The sequence below is a fragment of the Streptomyces sp. AM25 genome (assembly GCF_058146165.1).
Genome location: NZ_JBKIWN010000009.1, coordinates 111,450 through 132,393, shown reverse-complemented (window position 1 = coordinate 132,393; position 20,944 = coordinate 111,450). Strand labels below are relative to the sequence as shown.

18 protein-coding genes and 1 riboswitch are annotated in these 20,944 nt (G+C 71.4%); of the genes, 10 read left to right on the top strand and 8 right to left on the bottom strand.

What is annotated here, in order from left to right; translation table 11 throughout:
* Positions 1–38: 38 nt before the first annotated feature.
* From ACLHRZ_RS13265 to ACLHRZ_RS13245, 5 genes are all read right to left on the bottom strand, one after another.
* Entirely contained in the window at positions 39–485 is a 447-nt protein-coding gene (locus ACLHRZ_RS13265) for a hypothetical protein (RefSeq protein ID WP_490418580.1), read from the bottom strand.
* Between the two features lie 52 nt (positions 486–537).
* On the bottom strand, positions 538–849 hold the full coding sequence (locus ACLHRZ_RS13260; RefSeq protein ID WP_490418579.1) for a hypothetical protein: 312 nt from the start codon (positions 847–849) through the stop codon (positions 538–540).
* Positions 836–1,252 (bottom strand): winged helix-turn-helix domain-containing protein, encoded by a 417-nt coding sequence (locus tag ACLHRZ_RS13255; RefSeq protein ID WP_490418578.1) that lies wholly within the window; start codon positions 1,250–1,252, stop codon positions 836–838. The genes ACLHRZ_RS13260 and ACLHRZ_RS13255 overlap by 14 nt, the downstream gene beginning before the upstream one ends.
* A 257-nt stretch (positions 1,253–1,509) precedes the next feature.
* A complete protein-coding gene (locus ACLHRZ_RS13250) occupies positions 1,510–3,165 on the bottom strand; it encodes an NRAMP family divalent metal transporter (RefSeq protein WP_490418577.1) in 1,656 nt (551 codons plus the stop codon).
* A 301-nt stretch (positions 3,166–3,466) separates the two neighbouring features.
* Positions 3,467–3,642, bottom strand: a riboswitch (M-box (ykoK) riboswitch).
* Between the two features lie 136 nt (positions 3,643–3,778).
* Positions 3,779–4,711: an NADP-dependent oxidoreductase gene (locus ACLHRZ_RS13245; RefSeq protein WP_490418906.1), complete on the bottom strand. Its 933-nt coding sequence runs from the start codon at positions 4,709–4,711 to the stop codon at positions 3,779–3,781.
* Positions 4,712–4,791: 80 nt separating this feature from the next.
* On the opposite strand from ACLHRZ_RS13245, the gene ACLHRZ_RS13240 reads away from it, so the two are divergent.
* From ACLHRZ_RS13240 to narI, 6 genes are all read left to right on the top strand, one after another.
* A complete protein-coding gene (locus ACLHRZ_RS13240; protein ID WP_490418576.1) occupies positions 4,792–5,748 on the top strand; it encodes a GlxA family transcriptional regulator in 957 nt (318 codons plus the stop codon).
* Positions 5,749–6,019: 271 nt separating this feature from the next.
* Positions 6,020–7,666 (top strand): chloride channel protein, encoded by a 1,647-nt coding sequence (locus tag ACLHRZ_RS13235; RefSeq protein ID WP_490418575.1) that lies wholly within the window; start codon positions 6,020–6,022, stop codon positions 7,664–7,666.
* A 209-nt stretch (positions 7,667–7,875) separates the two neighbouring features.
* The gene (locus tag ACLHRZ_RS13230; protein ID WP_490418574.1) at positions 7,876–11,523 is read left to right on the top strand and encodes a nitrate reductase subunit alpha; all 3,648 of its coding nucleotides are present in this window, start codon (positions 7,876–7,878) and stop codon (positions 11,521–11,523) included.
* Positions 11,524–11,533: 10 nt separating this feature from the next.
* Positions 11,534–13,120: a nitrate reductase subunit beta gene (gene narH / locus ACLHRZ_RS13225; RefSeq protein WP_490418905.1), complete on the top strand. Its 1,587-nt coding sequence runs from the start codon at positions 11,534–11,536 to the stop codon at positions 13,118–13,120.
* Entirely contained in the window at positions 13,117–13,722 is a 606-nt protein-coding gene (narJ, locus tag ACLHRZ_RS13220) for a nitrate reductase molybdenum cofactor assembly chaperone (RefSeq protein ID WP_490418573.1), read from the top strand. The genes narH and narJ overlap by 4 nt, the downstream gene beginning before the upstream one ends.
* A complete protein-coding gene (narI, locus tag ACLHRZ_RS13215) occupies positions 13,719–14,423 on the top strand; it encodes a respiratory nitrate reductase subunit gamma (RefSeq protein WP_490418572.1) in 705 nt (234 codons plus the stop codon). The genes narJ and narI overlap by 4 nt, the downstream gene beginning before the upstream one ends.
* 19 nt (positions 14,424–14,442) lie before the next feature.
* Here the strand turns inward: narI and ACLHRZ_RS13210 are convergent, their stop codons facing one another.
* The 3 genes from ACLHRZ_RS13210 to ACLHRZ_RS13200 form a co-directional block, all read right to left on the bottom strand.
* Entirely contained in the window at positions 14,443–14,961 is a 519-nt protein-coding gene (locus ACLHRZ_RS13210) for a MarR family winged helix-turn-helix transcriptional regulator (RefSeq protein ID WP_490418571.1), read from the bottom strand.
* 760 nt (positions 14,962–15,721) lie between these two features.
* Positions 15,722–16,594: an IS3 family transposase gene (locus ACLHRZ_RS13205; protein ID WP_490418570.1), complete on the bottom strand. Its 873-nt coding sequence runs from the start codon at positions 16,592–16,594 to the stop codon at positions 15,722–15,724.
* Positions 16,591–16,899 carry a transposase gene (locus ACLHRZ_RS13200; protein ID WP_490418569.1) on the bottom strand — a complete coding sequence of 103 codons (309 nt, stop codon included), beginning with the start codon at positions 16,897–16,899 and terminating at the stop codon, positions 16,591–16,593. The genes ACLHRZ_RS13205 and ACLHRZ_RS13200 overlap by 4 nt, the downstream gene beginning before the upstream one ends.
* 678 nt (positions 16,900–17,577) lie before the next feature.
* On the opposite strand from ACLHRZ_RS13200, the gene ACLHRZ_RS13195 reads away from it, so the two are divergent.
* From ACLHRZ_RS13195 to ACLHRZ_RS13180, 4 genes are all read left to right on the top strand, one after another.
* Positions 17,578–18,786: an NsdA family TPR-like regulatory protein gene (locus ACLHRZ_RS13195; RefSeq protein ID WP_490418568.1), complete on the top strand. Its 1,209-nt coding sequence runs from the start codon at positions 17,578–17,580 to the stop codon at positions 18,784–18,786.
* Positions 18,787–18,815: 29 nt separating this feature from the next.
* A complete protein-coding gene (locus ACLHRZ_RS13190) occupies positions 18,816–19,406 on the top strand; it encodes a GNAT family N-acetyltransferase (RefSeq protein ID WP_490418567.1) in 591 nt (196 codons plus the stop codon).
* A gap of 171 nt (positions 19,407–19,577) precedes the next feature.
* Positions 19,578–19,880 (top strand): hypothetical protein, encoded by a 303-nt coding sequence (locus tag ACLHRZ_RS13185; protein ID WP_490418566.1) that lies wholly within the window; start codon positions 19,578–19,580, stop codon positions 19,878–19,880.
* Between the two features lie 92 nt (positions 19,881–19,972).
* The gene (locus ACLHRZ_RS13180) at positions 19,973–20,938 is read left to right on the top strand and encodes a hypothetical protein (protein WP_490418565.1); all 966 of its coding nucleotides are present in this window, start codon (positions 19,973–19,975) and stop codon (positions 20,936–20,938) included.
* The last annotated feature ends 6 nt before the right edge of the window (positions 20,939–20,944 follow it).

Sequence of the window (20,944 nt, the reverse complement as noted above, 5' to 3'; positions counted from 1 at the left end):
GCCGACGGGCCGGCTCTCCCGCCCGGAGAGCCGGCCCGTCAGTCCCGCTGTAGAGCGGCCGCCACGAGCACCCGGGCCACCTCCGGGGGAAGATCCAGGTGGTCCGTGATCCAGCCGGCGTCGTGGCCGTGCGTGGCGAGCACCCACGCGGTGCACACCTCGCTGCGGCTCGGGGAACCGGGCCGCTCCAGCAGGGGCCGGACGGCCTCCGCGGGGAAGCCCTCGAAGGTCGGTCCGGTGAACCAGTCGTCGTCCACCCGCTCCGGCAGCGGTGTCCCCGCCGCGCGCGCGACGGAGCGGCGGCGGCTGTGCAGGACGCCCGCGGCCAGGGCGAGGGCGACGGCTCCGGAGGCCGTCCAGGCGGCGGTGGCGAACGGCCGGTCGCCGGCCAGGGCCGCGTTGATCCCGACGACGAGCAGCAGGCCCGCCACCAGGGCCGCCAGGGCCCCCGCACCCTCACCGGCGTGCAGGCGGGGCACCTTCATGCCGGACCACCACCTCCTCGGCCTCTCCTCCCATCGTTGCTCGGTTCGCCGGCTAGTGCAGCCGCCAGTGCAGGTCGCGCACGCCGGGCTCGTGGGACAGCTGGCCGACCAGCCGCTCCAGGGCGACGCCGGCCGGGCCGGACAGGGTGAGGCTGATGCGGACGACGACGGTGACGCTGTCGTCCGGCTCGATGATGTGCAGGCTGTTCAGGCGCACCCCGGTCCCCGCGAAGGCGAGCACGCACAGGGCCCGGACCTTGCCCTCGACGCGGCGCTCGCACCGGGCGCTGATCGTGCCGTGGGTCGGTGCGGCGGGCGGCGGAGGGGCGGGGCGACGGAACAGGGGACGGTCAAGGAGTCGCATGGTGGCACACCTCCTGGATCTTCGACGGGTCGAGCGCGTAGCCGACCTGTCGCACGGTCTTGATCAGGGCCTGGTAGTCGGGGCCGAGCTTGCGGCGCAGCCGGGCGACGTGGACGTCGATGGTGCGGGCGCCGCTCGAGTTGCCCGGCCCCCAGATGACGGTCAGCAGCTGGCGGCGGGTGTGGACGCGCCGGGGGTTGGCGACGAGGTGGGACAGGAGCTCGAACTCCATGAAGGTGAGCGGGAGTTCCCGCTCATCCGCGGTCGCGATGCGTGCTTCGGGGTCGACGGTCAGCCCGCCCAGCCGGTGCGGCAGCTGCGGCTTCCGGACCTTGGGCTCGACGGCCACTGGGGCGGAGCGTTCCTGGTGGGTACGGATGATGCGCGGGTAACGCAGGGACATGTCTGCTCCTGACGGACTTTTGTCGCGCCCCGTCAGAGGCGCAGGGCAGATGTCGCGCCCCGGAGGGGCGCGGGGCAGCTACTCCGGCCACCTCCCCCAGCTACCGCTGGGGGTGGCCCCAGGAGGTGCCCCCAGCGGCTCCGCCGCGTGGGCGCGACCGGCTGGACCGGCCCGCAGTCGCCGGACGGCCTCCAGCGGAGCGAAGCGGCCCCCGGGGCGGCGGAACTGGGGAGGACACGCCGCCCCGGGGACGTCTGTCAGTGACCGTGGCCCATGGCGAGCTGGACGACGTGGATGATCACCAGGACCATGGCCACGACCAGGTAGGCGCGCAGGGCGGACATGCCGATCTTGCGGCCGGTGGACATGACGGGCGTGGGGAGTTCCTCCAGCGGAGGCATCCGCCAGCTCTCCTTGCCCGTGCGGTCGATGGGGGCGGCGAGGGCCCAGCCCTTCCTGCGGCGGCGGACCTCGGCGTAGCCGATGGCCAGGATGCCGGCGACGCCGCAGACGGCCATGATGTCGAGGATCGCGCCGGAGGTGATGTCGGGGAAGGCCACCGCGGCGGTCAGGATGATGGACAGCACGACCAGGACGGCGACGACCAGGGACGTGAAGGCGTTGGTCCAGCGGCCGTTGACCCAGGGGCCGAGGACGGCCTTGTCGTTGCAGAGCAGCAGCAGGAAGACCGTGGCGGAGGGCAGCAGCACGCCGGCCAGGGTCTGCACGCCGGTGGTGATCAGGCCGAGCGGCGAGCCGGGGATGATCACGATGACCGCGGCCGCCAGGATGACGCCGGCGAAGATCGCGTAGAAGCCCTTGGCGCCGCGCACCCCGCGGTGCAGGGAGTGCTTGAGGCCGAGCACGTCACCGAGGGCGTAGGCGGTGGACAGCGAGACGGCGGAGGCGCCGATGATCGAGGCGTCGAGCAGGGCGATGGCGAACAGGACACCGGCGAGCTTGCCCGCGTGGTCCTCCAGGCCCTTGGCGATGCCGGCCGCGTCGGTGAAGTTGCCGAAGTCCTTGGTGCCCATGAACGTGGCGGCGGTGAAGCCGATCATGGCGGCGGCGCCGACGATCACGACGATGATGCCGATCCACAGGTCGACCTTCTCGTACTTCATGAAGCGCGGGGTGATGCGCTTGTCGATGACGTACGACTGCTGGAAGAACAGCTGCCAGGGGGCGACGGTGGTGCCGACGATCGCGATGATCAGCAGCATGACGTCCGCGAGCTTGGAGTCGTGCGGCATGCCCGGGACGACGAAGTCGTGGGCCATGGTCCCGGTGCTCGGGTGGATCATGAAGTAGATCGGGATGAGCAGCAGCGAGCCCGCGCACAGCACGATGGCGGTGCGCTCGAAGCGCCGGAACGAGCCGGTGGTCGCGGCCGCGATCACGACGGCCGCCGCCACCAGCACGCTCACCGTCTTGGGCAGTCCGAGGTAGCCGACGGCAAGTGTGACACCGATGAACTCGGTAACGATCGTCAGGGCGTTGAGCAGAAACAGGTCGATGACGGAGAACGCGCCCCAGAACTTGCCGAACCGCTCCAGGATCAGCCGCGCGTGGCCGACGCCGGTGACGGCGCCGAGGCGCAGCACCATCTCCTGGTTGACGTAGAGGACGGGGACGAGCAGCAGCAGCGTCCACAGCAGGCTGGTGCCGTAGTTCTGACCGGCGTTGCCGTAGGTGTCGAAAGCGCCGGCGTCGTTGTCGCCGACCATCACGATCAGGCCGGGGCCGACAATCGCGAGGAGCGTCTTGAGCTTGGCGGAAAGCCCCTTGCGAGGAGCGGTGTCGTCGAGCTTGATGGTGCCGAGGGCACCACGGATGTCACCGACGTGCGCGTCGTCGAGAACGGCGGCGCGCGGCGCCGGTGCCGGCGTGGGGTTGATGATCGTGTCGGTCATGACGGGCCTCCCTTGCCCCCGATGGGGGAGGTAGCGGGGCACGCAGCAGCGATCCTCCCTGCGAGCGCGCAGCACAGCACCCCGGCACGGCAGTTGGCCGTACGGGTGGCAGTGCAGGGCGCAGAAGTGCGCGCAGGAAAGGTTGTTACCGCGTACCGGAGGTCAGCGAGGACGTGCGGATACGGGGCCGACTGTGGCCCGGACTACTGCAACTGCAGCCATCCATGTCTCTCGCCTCCTCCCGGCCGGGGCGCACGCGGGCGCCGGACGACACGGCAAGGAGCGGACCGGTTCCATGACCGGTTCACCCCAACTCGTCAGAGCTTTGGCACTCCACGGCGTATTCCCCGCAGGGCGGGGCAGCCACTTGGGGTCACCCCTTAGGCCGGGGAGACCTGTCCTGACCCTGGGCGTCTCTCGACGTCGTGGGGTCAGTGGCCTGTGTCCGTGAAGACGCCTCACCGAACGAGGTGCCTGATGCTTTTCGAACGCTCAGAAGCATAGCCCCTTACTTGCGCATGAACGCAACTACTTGACACAAGCTTGACCCTGTGGCCAAGAATGCGGGCCGCTCCCCGGGGGAAGGAGCGGCCCGTATCGCCCGTCTGTCCGCTTATGCGACGGTGAGCACGACCTTGCCGGCGACCCGGCCCGTGTCGCCCAACTCGTGCCCCTTGGCGGCCTGGTCGAGCGGGAACGCGGCCTCGACCACGGCCCGGAGCCGGCCGTCGGCGGCCCGGTCGGCGATGGCCTGCATGCCCGCCTGGTCGGCCTCGACGAGGAGCGGGCGGACCCGGACGCCCAGGGCGGCGGCCTGCGCGTCGATGTCCTCGGGGAGCGAGGTGAGGGCGATGGACACCAACTGGCCGCCGGGCTTGAGGGTCTTGAGGGAACGGGCGGCCGTCTCGCCGCCGATGGTGTCGAGGACCACGTCCACCGGGCCGATCGCGGTGAAGTCCTCGGTCCGGTAGTCGATCGGCTCGTCGACGCCGAGCTCGCGCAGCAGCGCGTGCTTGGGCGCGCTGGCCGTGCCGATCACGTACGCGCCGCGCTCCTTGGCGATCTGCACGGCGAGGTGGCCGACCCCGCCCGCCGCGGCGTGGATCAGCACGCGCTGCCCGGGGCGGACGTCCGCGGTGTCCACCAGGGCCTGCCAGGCGGTCAGGGCGGCGAGCGGGAGCGCGCCCGCCTGCACGTGGTCGACGTTCGCCGGCTTGCGCACCAGCGCCCGGGCCGGAACGACCACGTACTCGGCGAAGGAGCCCACCCCGTGCGGGTAGGGCAGCATGCCGAACACCTCGTCGCCGGCCTCGTGCAGCGTGACGCCCATGCCGACGGCCTCGACGACGCCGGAGACGTCCCAGCCGAGCACCATCGGGAGGCGGTCGAGGAAGCCGCGGCCCTGGCGGTGCTTCCAGTCGGTCGGGTTCATCCCCGCCGCGCGGACGCGGACGAGCACCTGGGAGGGGCCGGGCACCGGCTTCTCGACGACGGTCTCGCGCACGGCCTCGGGGCCGCCGTAGGTGTTCTGGCTCATTGCTCTCATCGTGGTCATGTCCCCAGAGTGCGGGTAACACCACCTGCGAAAACAGTGGCCCGAAGGTCATGGTGTGCAAGAATCGGGCCATGCATCGTGTAGTGGTCCTGGCCCTGGACGGGGTCATTCCGTTCGAGCTCAGCCTGGCGTCCCGGTTCTTCGGAACGGCCACCGGGCCGGACGGGCAGCCGCTCTACGAGGTGGTCACCTGCTCCGTGGACGGCCGGCCGGTCCGCACCGAGGCGGACTTCACCATCGCCGTCGGGCACGACGCGTCGGTGCTGGCGGAGGCGGACACCGTGGTGATCCCCGCCTCGGAGAAGTTCGTCCGCGTCACCGGCCCGGACGACCTGCCGCCGCGCACCGCCGCGGCCCTCGCGCTGATCGGGCCGGAGACCCGGATCGTGGGCATCTGCGTCGCCACCTTCGTCCTGGCCGCGGCAGGTCTCCTCGACGACAGCCCCGCGGCCACGCACTGGCGCCACACCGCCCGCTTCCGGCAGCTGTACCCGCGGGTGCGGCTCGCGCCCGACGTCCTCTTCGCGGGCGCGGGCCGGGTGCTGACCTCGGCCGGCGCCGCGTCGGGCATCGACCTGCTCCTGCACGTGATCCGGCGCGACCACGGCAGCGGCGTCGCCAACCAGGTGGCCCGGTACTGCGTCGTCCCCCCGCAGCGCGAGGGAGGGCAGGCGCAGTACGTGGAACGGCCCGTGCCGCAGAGCCCGGACGCCGGGACGTCCCCGACCCGCGCATGGGCCCTCGACCGGCTGCACGAGCCGCTCGGCCTGGACGACCTGGCCCGGCACGCGGGCATGAGCCGCCGCACGTTCACCCGGCGCTTCCGGGCCGAGGTGGGCCTGAGCCCCGGGCAGTGGATCGTCCAGCAGCGCGTCGACCTGGCCCGGCACCTGCTGGAGAGCAGCGACCTGCCGGTGAGCCGGATCGCCGAGCGCGCGGGCTTCGGCACGGACGTGTCCCTGCGGCAGCACCTGCACGCTGCGCTTGGCGTTTCGCCGGGTACGTATCGGCGTACGTTCCGGGAGTGAGGGCGCCCCGTCAGGGGCGCGGGGCTGTTCACATGTACGGCTCCGCCGCGCGGGCGCGAGCCGCCACGACGCACCCGCAGTCGATGCCCCCGGGACTTCACCCCGGACCCTTGGGACGCTGCGTCGGCTGCGGGCCGTCGGTGGCTGGTCGCGCAGTTCCCCGCGCCCCTTCCGGGGCCCCGGTTCACCCACACGCGCACCGGTAATCCCTGGCGTGCAAACTCCCCGGGATTTCGAAGATCGAAGTATTGCCCGGTGCAATACTCCGGCCATGTCTGCGACCGGACTGTATGACAAGCGCCGCGGACTGCGGCTCGGCGACTTCACCGTTCGTCCACGAATGCTGCTGATCACGGCCTGGGCCCTCCCGATCGGGGCGGCCGGGGCGGTGGCCGCACTGGCTCTCCTGCGGCTGATCGGCCTGATCACCAACCTCGTCTTCCGGCAGCGCGCCGACACCTCGCTCACCGCCCCGGCCCAGGCGCACCCCGCCTGGTGGCTCGTGCTGGCCGCCCCCGTGCTGGGCGGGCTGCTCATCGGGGTGATGGCGCGGTACGGCTCGGAGAAGATACGCGGGCACGGCATGCCCGAGGCCATCGAGGCGATCCTGACCCGCGGCAGCGTCGTCGCCCCGCGCCTGGCCCTGCTCAAGCCGGTCTCCGCCGCCGTCAGCATCGGCACCGGCGGCCCGTTCGGCGCCGAGGGGCCGATCATCATGACCGGCGGCGCCATCGGCTCCCTGCTCGCCCAGGTGCGGCACCTGACCGCCGCCGAGCGCAAGACGCTGCTCGTGGCCGGGGCCGCCGCCGGCATGGCCGCCACCTTCAACTCGCCGATGGCCGCCGTGCTGTTGGCGGTCGAACTGCTGCTCTTCGAATGGCGGCCGCGGAGCTTCGTGCCGGTCGTCGCCTCCGTCGCCGTGGCGACCGTCGTCCGCGGCTTCCTCCTCGGGACCGCCCCGCTCTTCCCCTTCGCCGGCTCCACGCTCCGCCTGACCCCGCTGGCCGACCTGCTCGCCGTGGTCAGCGGGCTGACCGGCGGCGCCCTGGCCGTCGCCGTGACCTGGCTGGTCTACCGCGCCGAGGACGCCTTCGCCAGGCTGCCGTTCCACTGGATGTGGTGGCCCGCGATCGGCGGCCTGGCCATCGGCGCCGGAGGCCTCGTCGAACCGCGTGCGCTCGGCGTGGGGTACGACGTGATCCGCCAACTGCTCGCCGGCCGGGCCACGCTCTCCCTCATCCTCGGCGTGCTCGTCGTCAAGACCGCGATCTGGGCGCTCTCCCTGGGCTCCGGCACCTCGGGCGGGGTGCTCGCGCCCGTCTTCATGATCGGCGGGGCGCTGGGGGCCTGGGAGGGCATGGCCTTCCCGCCGGTCGCCCCCGGCTTCTGGGCGATGCTCGGCCTCGCGGCGGTCGTCGGCGGGGTGATGCGCTCGCCTTTGACGGGCGTGGTGTTCACCGTCGAGCTCACCCGCGCGTGGGACGCCGCACCGGCCCTGCTGATATCCGCCACCTCGGCCTACGCGCTGTCCGCGCTGGTGCTCAAGCGCTCGGTCCTCACCGAGAAGATCGCCCGGCGCGGACTGCACCTCACCCGCGAGTACGCCACCGACCCGCTGGAGGCGCACTTCGTCCACGAGGCCATGCGCCCGGAGCCCGCGCCCTCCGGAGCAGACCCCGAAAACCCTGCCGCGGCACACCCGTTCGTCGTCCACGGCGACCACACCCTCCACCACGTCGCCTGCCTGTTCGCGGAGCACGGACTGACCAGCGCCCCCGTCGTCGACCGCGACACCAGGCACCCGCTCGGCGTCATCACCCTCGGCGACCTGCTGCACGCCCGCCGGCACCGGCTCGCCGAGGAGCACCACCGCGAGCGCATCCTCCTGCGCAAACCCCGTGGCAGCAGCACCGGCTGACCCTCCGGAAACGTCCGTCCGGCACCGGCCGCTCGTACGCGTGTACGTACCAATAATTGCAAAGCGCAAGAAAAACTTCCTATAGCTACCCTCAACTCCACCAAATCGCCCTTAGCAAAGCGGGGTTACCGCGGGATCGTGGATCCGGAACGGAGCGCACCACGGGCCGCACGGAGGCCCGGATCCGTCACGCAGAAGGAGTGAGGTGCGTGGCTCTTCGTCGGGCACACGTGAAGGCGGAGAAGGCGGCCGCAGCCGCCGAGGAACAACTGCTGCGGCTGGGGCGGTCGCTGCGGCCGGCGGACACGACCCCCGATCTGCGGGCCGTCTTCCGCACGGACCAGGACGTCAACGACGCCCCCTACCGGGAGCGTTGGGCCCACGACAAGGTGGTGCGGTCCACCCACGGGGTGAACTGCACCGGGTCCTGCTCCTGGAAGGTGTACGTCAAGGACGGCCTGATCACCTGGGAGACGCAGCAGACGGACTACCCGTCCGTCGGGCCGGACCGGCCGGAGTACGAACCGCGCGGCTGCCCCCGCGGCGCGTCGTTCTCCTGGTACACCTACTCGCCCACGCGGGTGCGCCACCCGCACGCGCGCGGCGTCCTGCTGGAGATGTACCGCGAGGCGCGGGAGCGGCTCGGCGACCCGGTGGCCGCCTGGGCCGAGATCACCTCCGACCCGCGGCGGCGCCGCCGCTACCAGGCGGCCCGGGGCAAGGGCGGCCTGGTGCGGGTGGGCTGGGACGAGGCCCTGGAGATCGCGGCGGCGGCGCACGTCCACACCCTCGCCGCCCACGGCCCCGACCGCATCGCGGGGTTCTCGCCGATCCCCGCGATGTCGATGGCCTCCCACGCGGTGGGGGCCCGCTTCATGGCGCTGATCGGCGCCCCCATGCTGTCGTTCTACGACTGGTACGCGGACCTGCCCATCGCCTCGCCCCAGGTGTTCGGCGACCAGACCGACGTACCGGAGTCGGGCGACTGGTGGGACGCCGCGTACCTGATGCTGTGGGGCTCGAACGTCCCGGTCACCCGCACCCCGGACGCGCACTGGATGGCCGAGGCCCGCTACCGGGGCCAGAAGGTGGTCGTGGTCTCGCCGGACTACGCGGACGCCACCAAGTTCGCCGACGAGTGGCTGCACCCGCACCCCGGGACGGACGGCGCCCTGGCCATGGCGATGGGGCACGTGATCCTGAAGGAGTTCTTCGTCGACCAGCAGGTCCCGTACTTCACCGACTACGTCACGCGCTTCACCGACCTGCCCTTCCTCGTCGCCCTCGACGCGCACGACAGCGGCGCGCGCACCCCGGGAAAGTTCCTCACCGCGGCGGACCTGGGGCCCGGCTCCCCGTGGAAACCGGTGGTGCACGACGCCGCCACCGGCCGCCCGGCCGTCCCCAACGGCACCCTGGGCGACCGCTGGGAGGAGGACGGCAAGGGCCGCTGGAACCTCGACCTCGGCGGGATCCGGCCCGAGTTGAGCTTCCACCGCCCGGACGGCCCGACCGCCGAGGTGCTGCTGCCGCGCTTCGACGAGCCCGGCGGCACCGTGCGGCGCGGCGTCCCGGTGCGCGAGATCGCCGGCCGCCCGGTCACCACCGTCTTCGACCTGCTGCTCGCCGGGTACGGCGTGCACCGGCCGGGGCTGCCGGGCAGCTGGCCGGCCGGGTACGAGGACGCCGCCGAGCCGTGCACCCCGGCCTGGCAGGAGGCGATCACCTCGGTACCGGCCGGTCAAGCCGCGCGCATCGCCCGCGAGTTCGCCCGGACCGCGGCCGCCTCCCGGGGCCGGGCGATGATCGTGATGGGTGCGGGCACCAACCACTGGTTCCACTCCGACACCATCTACCGCGCGTTCCTCTCCCTGCTGCTCCTCACCGGCTGCCAGGGCGTCAACGGCGGCGGCTGGGCCCACTACGTCGGCCAGGAGAAGGTCCGGCCGTACGCGGGCTGGCAGCAGCTGTCCACGGCCGCCGACTGGTGCCGCCCCGCACGGCAGATGGCGGGCACACCGTATTGGTACCTGCACACCGACCAGTGGCGGTACGAGCCGTACGACGCCGGCCTGCTGGCATCACCGACCGGGCGGGGGACGTTCTCCGGGCGGCACACCGCCGACCTGGTCGCCCAGTCCGCCCGGCTCGGCTGGATGCCCTCCTGCCCCACGTTCTCCGCGAACCCCCTGGACCTGGGCGCGGCCGTGCGCACGGAGGGCGCGGACCCCGGGGAGTGGGTCGCCCGGCAACTGGCCTCCGGGCGGCTGCAGTTCGCCTGCGAGGACCCTGACGCGCCCGCCAACTGGCCACGCGTGCTCACGGTCTGGCGTGCCAACCTCATCGGTTCCTCCGCCAAGGGCAACGAGTACTTCCTGCGCCACCTGCTGGGTGCCGACGACAACGCGAGCGCGTCCGAGACACCGCCGGAGTGCCGCCCGCGCGACGTGCGGTGGCGCGAGGAGGCGCCGCGCGGCAAGCTCGACCTGCTGACCGCGCTGGACTTCCGCATGACGTCGACGACGCTGTTCGCGGACCTCGTCCTGCCGGCGGCGACGTGGTACGAGAAGCACGATCTGTCCAGCACGGACATGCATCCCTACGTGCACGCCTTCTCCCCCGCCATCGACCCGCCGTGGGAGGCCCGCACGGACTTCGAGATCTTCCACGGCCTCGCCGCGAAGGTCTCCGAACTGGCCCGGGGCCGGCTCGGCACCGTCCACGACCTGGTGGCCACCGCGCTCCAGCACGACACCCCCGGCGAGACGGCCCAGCCCGGCGGGCACGTGCCCGGCGGCGCGGCCGGACCCGGCCGCAGCCTGCCGGTGTTCACCCTGGTCGAGCGCGACTACACCGCCGTCGCGGACCGGCTGGCCGCCTTCGGGCCGCTGTCCGAGCAGGACGGCATGCACGTCAAGGGCGTCACCGTGCATCCCCTGCCGGAGAGCAAGTGGCTGGCCGAGCGCTGCGGCACCACGCCCGGCGGCCGCCCGCGGCTGGACACGGACGTCAAACTCTGCGAGGCGATCCTCGCCCTGTCCGGCACCACCAACGGCCGTATCGCCGCCGAGGGGTTCGGCCGGCTGGCCGAGCGCTGCGGACCGGCGGCCGGCCTGGAGGAGCTGGCCGAGGAGGCGGCCGGACGGCGGGTCGTCTTCTCCGACACCCAGAGCCGGCCCGTCCAGGTCGGCACCAGCTTCGAGTGGTCCGGCAAGGAGGCCCACGACCGCCGGTACGCGCCCTTCACCGTCAACACCGAGCACCGCAAGCCCTGGCACACCCTCACCGGCCGCCAGCACTTCTACCTGGACCACGACTGGATCGCCGAGTTCGGCGAGCAACTGCCCGTCTACCGGCCCCCGCTGGACCTCCCCTCCCCCGGCGCCGTGCCGGACGGCCGGGCGGTCACCGTGCGGTACGTCACGCCGCACTCGAAGTGGTCGATCCACTCCGAGTACCAGGAGAACCTCCTGATGCAGACCCTCGCCCGCGGCGGGCCCGTCATCTGGATGAGCGTGCCGGACGCCGAGGCGATCGGCGCGGCGGACAACGACTGGGTCGAGGCCGTCAACCCCAACGGGGTCGTCGTCGCCCGGGCCGTGGTCTCCCACCGCATGCCGGCCGGCACCGTGTTCATGTACCACGTGCAGGAACGCCTGGTGAACGTCCCCAAGTCCCAGGCCACCGGCCGCCGCGGCGGTGTGCACAACGCCCTCACCCGGCTGCTGATCAAACCCACCCACCTCATCGGCGGCTACGCCCAGTTGAGCTTCGCGCCCAACTACTACGGACCCACCGGCAATCAGCGGGACGCCGTCACCACCATCCGGCGGCGTTCGCAGAACGTGGAGTACTGAAGTGCGCGTGATGGCACAGATCGCGATGGTGATGAACCTCGACAAGTGCATCGGCTGCCACACCTGCTCGGTCACCTGCAAACAGACCTGGACCAACCGGCAGGGCACCGAATACGCGTGGTTCAACAACGTCGAGACCCGGCCCGGACAGGGCTACCCCCGCGGCCACGAGGACCAGGAGAAGTGGAAGGGCGGCTGGCGGCTCAAGCACGGCCGCCTCGTGCCCCGCACCGGCGGCCGCGCCCGCCGGCTCGCCCGCCTCTTCGCCAACCCCGAACTGCCCACCCTGGACGACTACTACCAGCCCTGGACCTACGACTACGACACCCTCGTCGGCGCCCCCCTGGGCGACGACGTGCCCACCGCCCGCCCCCGCTCCCTCACCGACGGCCGGCCCACCGCCGTCACCTGGGGCCCCAACTGGGACGACGACCTCGGCGGCGGCCCGGAACACCTCGCCGGCGACCCGGTGCTGCGGAAGATGAACGAACAGGTGCGCCTCGCCTACGAGGAGGCGTTCATGTTCTACCTGCCGCGCATCTGCGAGCACTGCCTCAACCCGTCCTGCGTCGCCGTGTGCCCGTCCGGCGCGCTCTACAAACGCATCGAGGACGGCATCGTCCTCGTCGACCAGGACCGCTGCCGCGGCTGGCGCATGTGCGTCTCCGGCTGCCCGTACAAGAAGGTCTACTTCAACCACCACACTGGCAAGGCCGAGAAGTGCACCTTCTGCTACCCGCGGATCGAGGCCGGGGAGCCCACCGTGTGCTCCGAGACCTGCGTCGGCCGGCTGCGCTACCTCGGCGTCATGCTCTACGACGCCGACCGGGTGGGCGCGGCCGCCGCCGTCCCGGACGAACAGGACCTCTACCGCGCCCAGCTCGGCTGCTTCCTCGACCCGCACGACCCCGAAGTCGCCCGCGCCGCCGAGGAGTCGGGCATCCCGCACGACTGGATCACCGCCGCGCGCCGCTCCCCCGTCCACGCGCTGATCTCCACCTACCGGCTGGCGCTCCCGCTGCACCCGGAGTACCGCACCCTGCCCATGGTCTCGTACGTGCCGCCGCTCTCCCCGGTCGTCGACGCCCTGAGCGGCAGCGGGCACGACGGCGAGGACCCGGCCGGCCTGTTCGCCGCCATCGACGCGCTGCGCATCCCCCTGGGCTACCTCGCCGGGCTGTTCACCGCCGGCGACCCGCGGCCGGTCGAGGACGCGCTGTGCCGCCTCGCGGCGATGCGCGCCCAGATGCGGCGGGTCAACCTCGGCGAACCGCAGAACCCGGCCATCGCCGCGAGCGTCGGCCTGGACGAGCACGGCATCACCCGGATGTACCGGCTGCTGGCCCTGGCCAAGTACGAGGAGCGCTACGTCGTCCCCACCGCCTACAGCAGCGGTGCGCCCGTCCCGCGGGACGGCGGGCACGGGTGCAGCCTGGACGCCGAGGGCGGCCCCGGCATGCTGGCGGACTCCTTCCACGCACCGCCCGCGGTCCCCGCCCCGGTTCCCGTGCCCGCCGGACGCCTCAACCTGTTCGGCTGGAACGGCCGCGGCACCCCGGCGGGCCTGTTCCCGCGGCGGAAGGGGACGCAGCCGTGACCGCGACCGCCGTCCGGCAGGGCGCGTCCCTGCTGCTGGCCTATCCGGACGCCGGCTGGCCGCAGCGGCTCGGCCTCGTCCGGGACGTCCTGCGTTCCGTACCCGGCGAGAGCAGCGAACTGCTCACCGCCTTCTGCCGGAACGTGTCCGGCGTGCCCGCCACCGAGCTGGCCGCCCGCTACGTCACCACCTTCGACCTCAGCCGTAGGCGCACCCTGCACCTGACCTACTACACCGACGGCGACACCCGCCGCCGCGGTGCGTCCCTCGTGCGGCTCAAGGCGCTGATGCGCACGCACGGCTGGGAGCCGCCCGCGGGGGAGCTGCCGGACTTCCTGCCCGGCCTGCTGGAGTTCGCGGCCCGCTGCCCCCGCGAGGGGCACGCCCTGCTCGTCGCGCACCGGCCCGCCCTGGACCTGCTGCACGGCGCGCTGGAGCAGCACGGCAGCCCGTACGCGGCCGTGCTGCAGGCGGTCCGGCTGACCCTGCCCGCCCCCTCGGCCGCCGACCGGCGCCGGGCCGAGCGGCTCGCCCGCACCGGCCCGCCCGGCGAGACCGTGGGGCTGGCCCCGTTCGCCATCGCGAAAGGCGGGCCGTCATGAGCCCTCCGGAGACCGCGCTGTGGGGCGTCCTGCCCTACCTGGTACTGACCATGGCCGTCGCCGGATCCGTCTGGCGCTACCGCCACGACCGGTTCGGCTTCACCACCCGCTCCACCCAGCTCCACGAGGCCCGCATGCTGGCCGTCGCCGGCCCGCTCTTCCACTACGGGCTGCTCTTCGTCGCCGCGGGCCACGTCACCGGGCTGCTCGTCCCCGAGTCCTGGACCGCACGCCTCCACGTCACCGAGAGCCTCTACCACCGGGGCGCCCTGCTCGTCGGCGGCGCCGCCGGGCTGGCCACGGCGGCCGGGCTCGCCCTGCTGGGCCTGCGGCGGCTGCGGGTGCCCGCGGTCCGGCGGACCACCAGCCGCAGCGACCGCATCGTCCTGCCGCTGCTCGCCACGGTGATCCTGGCCGGGCTGACCGCCACGGCCTGCGGCGTGACGGCCCACCCGTACGACTACCGGCAGGGGGTGTCCGTCTGGTTCCGCAGCCTGATCGCCCTCGACCCCGACGTGCCGGCCATGGCGCACGCCCCGCTCGCGTACCGGGTCCACGCGCTGCTCGCCATGGCCCTGTTCGCCCTGTGGCCGTTCAGCCGCCTCGTCCACGCCTTCACGGCACCGCTCGGGTACCTCGTGCGGCCGTACGTGGTCTACCGCTCGCGCTCGGGTTCCCGCTCGGTCCGCACACTGCCGTGACGCGGTGACGACGCCCCGGTCAGCCGAAGGGCAGCCGGTCCCCGGCCTCGCCGGTCGCGGGCCACCGCGCGCCCCGGGCCGTCAGGCCCAGGTCGTCCGCGGCGGCGGCCAGGGCCCGCAGCCCGGGCAGCAGGCCCGCCCGCTCCTGCGGCGCCATCCGCGCGACGAGCGCGCCCACCTCGGCCCGCCGCCGCGCCATCACGTCGGCCACGAGGGCCGCTCCCCGCTCCGTGAGCCGCACGGTCACCTCACGGCGGTTCGCCGGGTTCATCCTGCGGTCGGCCAGCCCGGCGGCCTCCAGCCGGTCCGCCATCCGCATCGCCGTGGACGGGTTGACGTCCAGCATGCCCGCCAGCGCGACCAGTTTGAGCGGCCCGCTGTCCTCCAGCACCACGAGCGCGCGCAGCTGCGGAAGCGTCAGGCTCTCGTCGGTCCCCGCCAGCGCCCGCGCGGACATGCCCACCAGCAGCCGCGAGATCGCCATGATCACCAACGTGATCTCCTCGGCCTCCACGGTCCGCTGCTCGTCCTCTGCCATGGTCACCTGTTATACGCGGTCCCGCGGGGCGGTTGGGGGTACGGCGAAGGGCCACCACCCAAGCCGGTGGCGGCCCTTCGTCGTACATCCGAAGCAGATGCGAAGCAGAACGGTTTCTGCACTGCTGCCGCGCAGTGGGGCGGGTGGGACTCGAACCTATTTCGGTGACGCTTCTCACCTGCGGTTTCATCGATGGAACGGACATATCCATCCGTTTCCATCCGGCTGCGTCCTGCTCGATCCTGCTCGATCGGGGGCCGTTAGGCGTTCGCCACACCGTTTCCGGCCCGCCCCACGGGGCTTGTCCCCAGGGCAGACCAACGCGACCGCCGCCTCCAGCCCTGCGGCAAGGACCTTGCTCTGCGATGAGCTTTTGCAACCCGCGGCATTCAATGGACCCCACCGCTCTGCGGTTACGTTCCGTAGCGAGTGTGGTTGCTGCGGGACGGCAGTCGCCGCTATCCGCCTGGCTCAACGCCCACACGACCGGCAGCCGGTCGGTCATGCGGTGAGGTCGAGGAAGCCAGCGACGAGCCAGGCCGGAGCGCGGGTGGTGATGTGCGCTCGTGGTGTGTGCCGGAGTAGTCACGCGCTTCGGCGGGACGGGAATGCGCCTGGTTTTGAGGCGCAGGCATAGTTGAAAGTGAGGGCACGTCCGCTGGAAGCGGACCCGGCTGTTCCCACAGCGGGAAGAGCCCGCAGTTATCCCCTCTCCCTGCGTGAGCTTGTTCCGCTTTGGCGGACACCATCGGTGTGGTGGTCAGGCCGCGAGGCCGGCTTCGTAGTCGGCAGGGCTGCGGTAACCAAGACTGCTGTGCATCCTGCGAAGGTTGTACCAGCTTTCGATCCACTCAAAGATCGTGACGCGTGCAACTGCCCGGCTGGGCCAGGGCCGGTCGCAGGGAAGTTCGTTCTTGAGGGTGGCGAAGAAGGACTCGGCGAGGGCGTTGTCCCAGCACTGACCGGTACGCCCGACGGAAAGACGGATGCCCAACTCGCAGGCCAGTGCGGTGAATTCGTGGCTGGTGTACTGACAGCCGCGATCCGAGTGAAAGACGGCCCCGGGGGCCGGGCGGCGCTGGGTGCAGGCTGCGCGCAGGGCGTCGGCCACGAGTTCGGTGCGCAGGTGGTCGGCGGTGGCCCAGCCGATGACGCGGCGGGAGGCAATGTCGATAACGGTGGCCAGGTAGAGCCAGCCCTCGTCGGTGGGGATGTAGGTGATGTCACCGCACCAGCGCGTATCGACAGCTGCGGGGTCCGGCTGGAAGTCGCGGTCCACGAGGTCGGGCCGGGCCGATGCGTGCGGGTCCGGGACCGTGGTGCGGTGCTGCCGCCTTCGGTGGCGTCCCTGGAGGCCGGCGGACCTTATGAGCCGGGCGACGCGCCTGCGGCCGCAGACCATGCCTTCGCGCTTCAGGGCGGCGTGGACGCGCGGGGCACCGTAGGTACCGCATGATGCCTGGTGGACTTCCGTGATCTTCCCGGTCAGTTCGGCGTCACGGACCGCGCGGGGGCCTGGGGTCCCGGTACGGCGGCCGTAGAAGGCGGCTCGGGAGACCTTCAGCAGCTCACAGGCACGTTTGACGCTGTGGCCGCTCTGCTTCTCCGCCTCGATGAACGGGTGAACGTTCACCGGGTCTCCACAGCGAAGAAAGCCGTGGCCCGCCTGAGGATCTCCACGTCCTCCCGCAGCCTGCGGTTCTCCCGTCGCAGATGGGCCAGTTCCTCCTTCTCGGCGCTGGTCAGCCCGGGCCGCTCACCGTTGTCGGTCTCGGCCTGGCTGACCCAGAACCGCACCGCGGTCTCGGTCAGGTCGAAGTCCTTGGCGACCTGACCGACCGAGCGGTCACCGCGCCGGCACAACTCGACGATCTCGGCCTTGAACTCCGGCGTGAACGAGCGGCGAGGACGCGGCTTCTTCTTCCCCATGCTCTCCATGATGGACATCCTTCCGGGGCCAAGGCCCCTGATCTCGGATGTCCGTCAAACCGAATCAAGCCCACGAAGCCGCCGCCGGGCGGTAGCAGCCACACGCAAGACGGTGACTCCTCTTGGCTGTACGGCTCGCCGAAACCGTGCACGATGCCCTCGCCATCTGTGGAGCTATCCACGACGCGCACGCCCAGGTGGAGCCACGTTGGCAGCTTCTTGGCCAGCGCGGGGCTCACGGACGGTTTCCGCCCTTCGCTTCGGCGACCGACAGGTCGAGATATGCCTCGATCTCGTCGGCCGACCACTGGGAAGGGTCACCGTGCTGCGTCCGGTATGCCGCTCCCGGACACGGGCGGATTTCACCCTGCGGCAAGGGGACGGCCATCGCTGCCCGATCGTGCTGAGCGCACACTCCCCGCGTGGCATGCGTTCTTCCCGGTCTGCTCACGTCTTGCCCCCTCGCTGCATAGCTCGAAGCGGTGCACCACCAGTGCACTGCCTGAGCGGACGTTGTGGGCGTCGGGAGACCGGACGTTTAGGCGGACGTTTTCGTCTGTGCTGTACGGTCCGTGTCACTTACGGTGAGGGAACGGCCGCACACGCGAGGGGAAGCGCATGGCGGGCAGAACTGCAAGCAGGCTGGCCGAGTTACGACAGACGGCCGGTTACACGCAAGGGACGTTCGTGGCTGCCTTCGCGCGGGAAGCGACACGCCTCGGCATCGACGCTTCGGTGAGTGTCCGGCAATTACGGCGCTGGGAGCGCGAGTCCCCCCCACCGTTGCCGCATCCGGGCCAGCAGGCCGTGCTGGAAGCGCTGTTCGGCATCCCACTCAACGAGATGGGGTTCGACGTCCCAAGGCACCGCGTGACGGTTGCGGTGCCGATCAGCGACGCTGGAGAGGTGAAGCGGAGAACGTTCGTCGCCGATGCCGGGGCGCTTGCCGCAGCGGCCTTTGTCCCTGCTCGACCGGGACCGCGGATTGGCACGTCCGACATCACCTGCCTGCGGGCGAGGCTCGACGGCTTGTACCAGACGGACCACACGGCAGGCAGCGTGCCGGCCATGACGCAAGCTAGCCGTATCGAGGAGGAGATCACGGAGACCCTCGGGGCGTCCTCGTACACCAGTCGCATTGGTCGCGAGTTGCAAACGATGCTTGCCGAACTGCACGGCCACCGAGCCTGGTACGGCTACGACGGCGGGCGTATCGATCAGGGGCGCGCTGCCTGCATGGAAGCTCTCGCGGCAGCGCAGCTTGTCGACAACCCGTTGCTACAGGTTTCCGTGCTTGAGACGCTTGCACTCCTCGCGATCAAGGCGGAGCGGGCGTGGGAGGCGGCGAGCGCAGTCGAGAACGCATATCGGCTGGCCACGCGCGCGGGCGCTGGGCATACGGTGCACCTGGTGATCGCGTTGCGGGATGCCAACGTGGCGATCTGCACAGGAGACTTGTCCGGGGCGCGTCGTGCGCTGAGCCGGGCTGTCAGCCACCAGGGGCGTGCGGACACGGATACTGAAGTGCCGAAGTGGGCCCGGTTCGTCGGCCCATTTGAAGTCGACTACGCCACGGCGGACATGTACGTGCGGGCCGAGCAGCCAAAACAGGCCGTGCCGTTCCTGCGCGCCGCCGTGCGCGGCATCGGCGGCGACCTGGCTCGCAACAGCGCTTCGTACCGTGTGAAGCTCGCAGGTGTACTCCTTAATGCCGGTGAAGTAGATGAAGCCTGCGCTGAGTTGAGCGCTGCTCTCGATGCGTCCGGAGGCATCGCCTCTCCGCGGCTTCTGGGCAAGTTCCGAGAGTTTCAGCGGGCCGCGGCCGGCATCGACAGCATCGCAGCCCGCGAGTGCGGCGAACGCATCCGCGAGACCGTCCGAGGGGGCACCACGTGACGCGGCAGGGGGCCATCACGGTAGAGCGCATGAATGGCCCTGCCGCCGCTCAGGCCGAGGATGCGTTCAGGCTGATCTACGCCGAGGCATTCGCGGAATCGCCGTACAACGAGACTGCGGACGATGTGGCAGCCACTTTCCGGCGCTTCCGCTCTCAGACCCGCAAAGGCACCTTCCGCGCCGCCCTGGCCCGTACTGGGGATGGTGAGCCGGTCGGCATGGCGTTCGGCTACCCCCTTGGGGCCAACACGGGCTGGTGGGGCCAACTGACCGAACCTGTGCCGGAAGAAATGCGGCGCGAGGACGGGCACCGCACTTTCGGGCTCATGGAACTTGCTGTGCGTGAGCCGTGGCGCGGGCAGGGAATCGCGCAACGCCTGCACGAGACACTGCTCGACGGCCTCGCAGCTGAGCGAGTACTGCTCAACGTCCACCCAGACAGCAAGGCGGCGTCGGCTGCGTACCGGGCATGGGGGTACCGCAAGGTCGGCGAGGCCCGCCCCTGGAAGGGCGCGGACCTCCACGACGTGATGCTGCTCGCAGCTCTCCGAGGGACACCAGGCACTCCTCCCTCGACAGCTCCGGGCTCAGCTACTCCGCCGGGCCAGGGGGAGCACTGACAGCAGTAGTCGGACGGAACGATGTGCTTGCATCCTGGTCGGCAAGGCACGCAGCTATGGCATTGCGCAAGCTGTTGCCCTCGTCCGTGGTGGCGTCGATCTCGCGACGCAGATCGGCTACCACCTCGCCCAGGCCAGGCTCGGTCTTGTCGAGACCGAGGCGGATACGAAGTGCGACACCCCGGTCCGGGCACGGTCGAAGGCTCGGAGCAGGAGAAGGCCGGGACGTTCCTCGTCGGCGTCCACGGCCGTTTGTTCGCCGTCTACGACGACTATCAGATAGGCGAGCCAGCCGACGGATACGCCGCCGTTGGGTGCGGGGGCGAGTTCGCGCTCGGTACCCTGCACGCCACCGCGGGCCTGGGGCTCGAGCCCCGTGAGCGGCTGGAGACGGCGCTCGCGGCCGCAGGCCACCACAGCGCCGGGGTCTCCACGCCGTTCGCCTACGTCACCGCGCGCAAGGGACCCACCTGATCCGGCCCGATCCGGCCCGATCCGGCAAATGTTGCTCCCTATCCCCTCCCCTCCACCCCTCCTACGATGAAGTCCTCTCGGGGGAAGGGTTGTTGACATTGGCAGTCGGAACTGGGGGGACCGGGCGGGTCGAGAGTGCCGTCGCCTGGACCATCAAGAACCTGGACGCGGTCGTCGCCATGAGCGCGGCCCTGGTCATCGGGCTGATGGAGATCTTCGATCACCATCTCGGGCCGGGTGTCGGCTCCGGGGCGACCCTGCTGGTGCTCGGTGCGCTGGTCTACGGGAACCTCGCCGAGCGGCGGCACCGGATGGCCGACATCCGCGAGGCGACGCTCGGGGCCCAGCGGGCGATCGAGGACCTGGTCATGGTGAAGTCGCTGTCGAGCGGTGACCTGGAACGGGCGCTGGACCGGGCCCGGCAGACCACCGAGCGCTGGGTGTTCAAGGGCGGGACGGGGACGTACCTGCGGGCGGTGACCCTGCCGGTCTGCGTGCAGCAGGCGCGGATCCACCGCCGCCCCCTGTCCATGAAGATCGACATCGTGAACCCGGCCGACGAACGGGCGTGCGCGGCGTACGCGCGGTTCCGGCAGACCTTCGCCCACCGGCTGGAGTTCATGCGGCCCGACCCCTGGAGCGTCGAGCGGGCCCGCAAGGAGTCCTACGCCACCGTGCTCGCCGTCTGCTGGTACCGGCAGCGGCTGGACACCCTGGAGGCCGACGTCTACTTGTCCTCGGGCGTGCCCACGCTGCGGTTCGACCTGTCCGACTCGTGCCTCATCATCACCCAGGACGATCCGAGACGGGCCAATCTGCTGGTGGAACGCGACCGGCCGCTCTACGACTACTACGTCACCGAGCTCCACCAGAGCCGGGAACAGGCGGCCACGGTCGATCTGCGCAACGCCGAGCCGCTGAGCGAGGAACCCACCGTCGACGAGGCCCACCGGCTCTTCGAGAGCATCGGGCTGCCCCTGCCCACGGCCTTCACCGACCCGGACGTGGGCGAGATCATCGACAAGGCGCTGCATGCGGAGAACCCCTACCGGAGGTGATCCGCG

Bases quoted from the DNA above. Each gene is read 5' to 3' on its own strand.
- ACLHRZ_RS13265 (WP_490418580.1), bottom strand. From the start codon at position 485: ATGAAGGTGCCCCGCCTGCACGCCGGTGAGGGTGCGGGGGCCCTGGCG.
- ACLHRZ_RS13260 (WP_490418579.1), bottom strand. From the start codon at position 849: ATGCGACTCCTTGACCGTCCCCTGTTCCGTCGCCCCGCCCCTCCGCCG.
- ACLHRZ_RS13255 (WP_490418578.1), bottom strand. From the start codon at position 1,252: ATGTCCCTGCGTTACCCGCGCATCATCCGTACCCACCAGGAACGCTCC.
- ACLHRZ_RS13250 (WP_490418577.1), bottom strand. From the start codon at position 3,165: ATGACCGACACGATCATCAACCCCACGCCGGCACCGGCGCCGCGCGCC.
- ACLHRZ_RS13245 (WP_490418906.1), bottom strand. From the start codon at position 4,711: ATGAGAGCAATGAGCCAGAACACCTACGGCGGCCCCGAGGCCGTGCGC.
- ACLHRZ_RS13240 (WP_490418576.1), top strand. From the start codon at position 4,792: ATGCATCGTGTAGTGGTCCTGGCCCTGGACGGGGTCATTCCGTTCGAG.
- ACLHRZ_RS13235 (WP_490418575.1), top strand. From the start codon at position 6,020: ATGTCTGCGACCGGACTGTATGACAAGCGCCGCGGACTGCGGCTCGGC.
- narH (WP_490418905.1), top strand. From the start codon at position 11,534: ATGGCACAGATCGCGATGGTGATGAACCTCGACAAGTGCATCGGCTGC.
- narI (WP_490418572.1), top strand. From the start codon at position 13,719: ATGAGCCCTCCGGAGACCGCGCTGTGGGGCGTCCTGCCCTACCTGGTA.
- ACLHRZ_RS13210 (WP_490418571.1), bottom strand. From the start codon at position 14,961: ATGGCAGAGGACGAGCAGCGGACCGTGGAGGCCGAGGAGATCACGTTG.
- ACLHRZ_RS13200 (WP_490418569.1), bottom strand. From the start codon at position 16,899: ATGGAGAGCATGGGGAAGAAGAAGCCGCGTCCTCGCCGCTCGTTCACG.
- ACLHRZ_RS13190 (WP_490418567.1), top strand. From the start codon at position 18,816: ATGAATGGCCCTGCCGCCGCTCAGGCCGAGGATGCGTTCAGGCTGATC.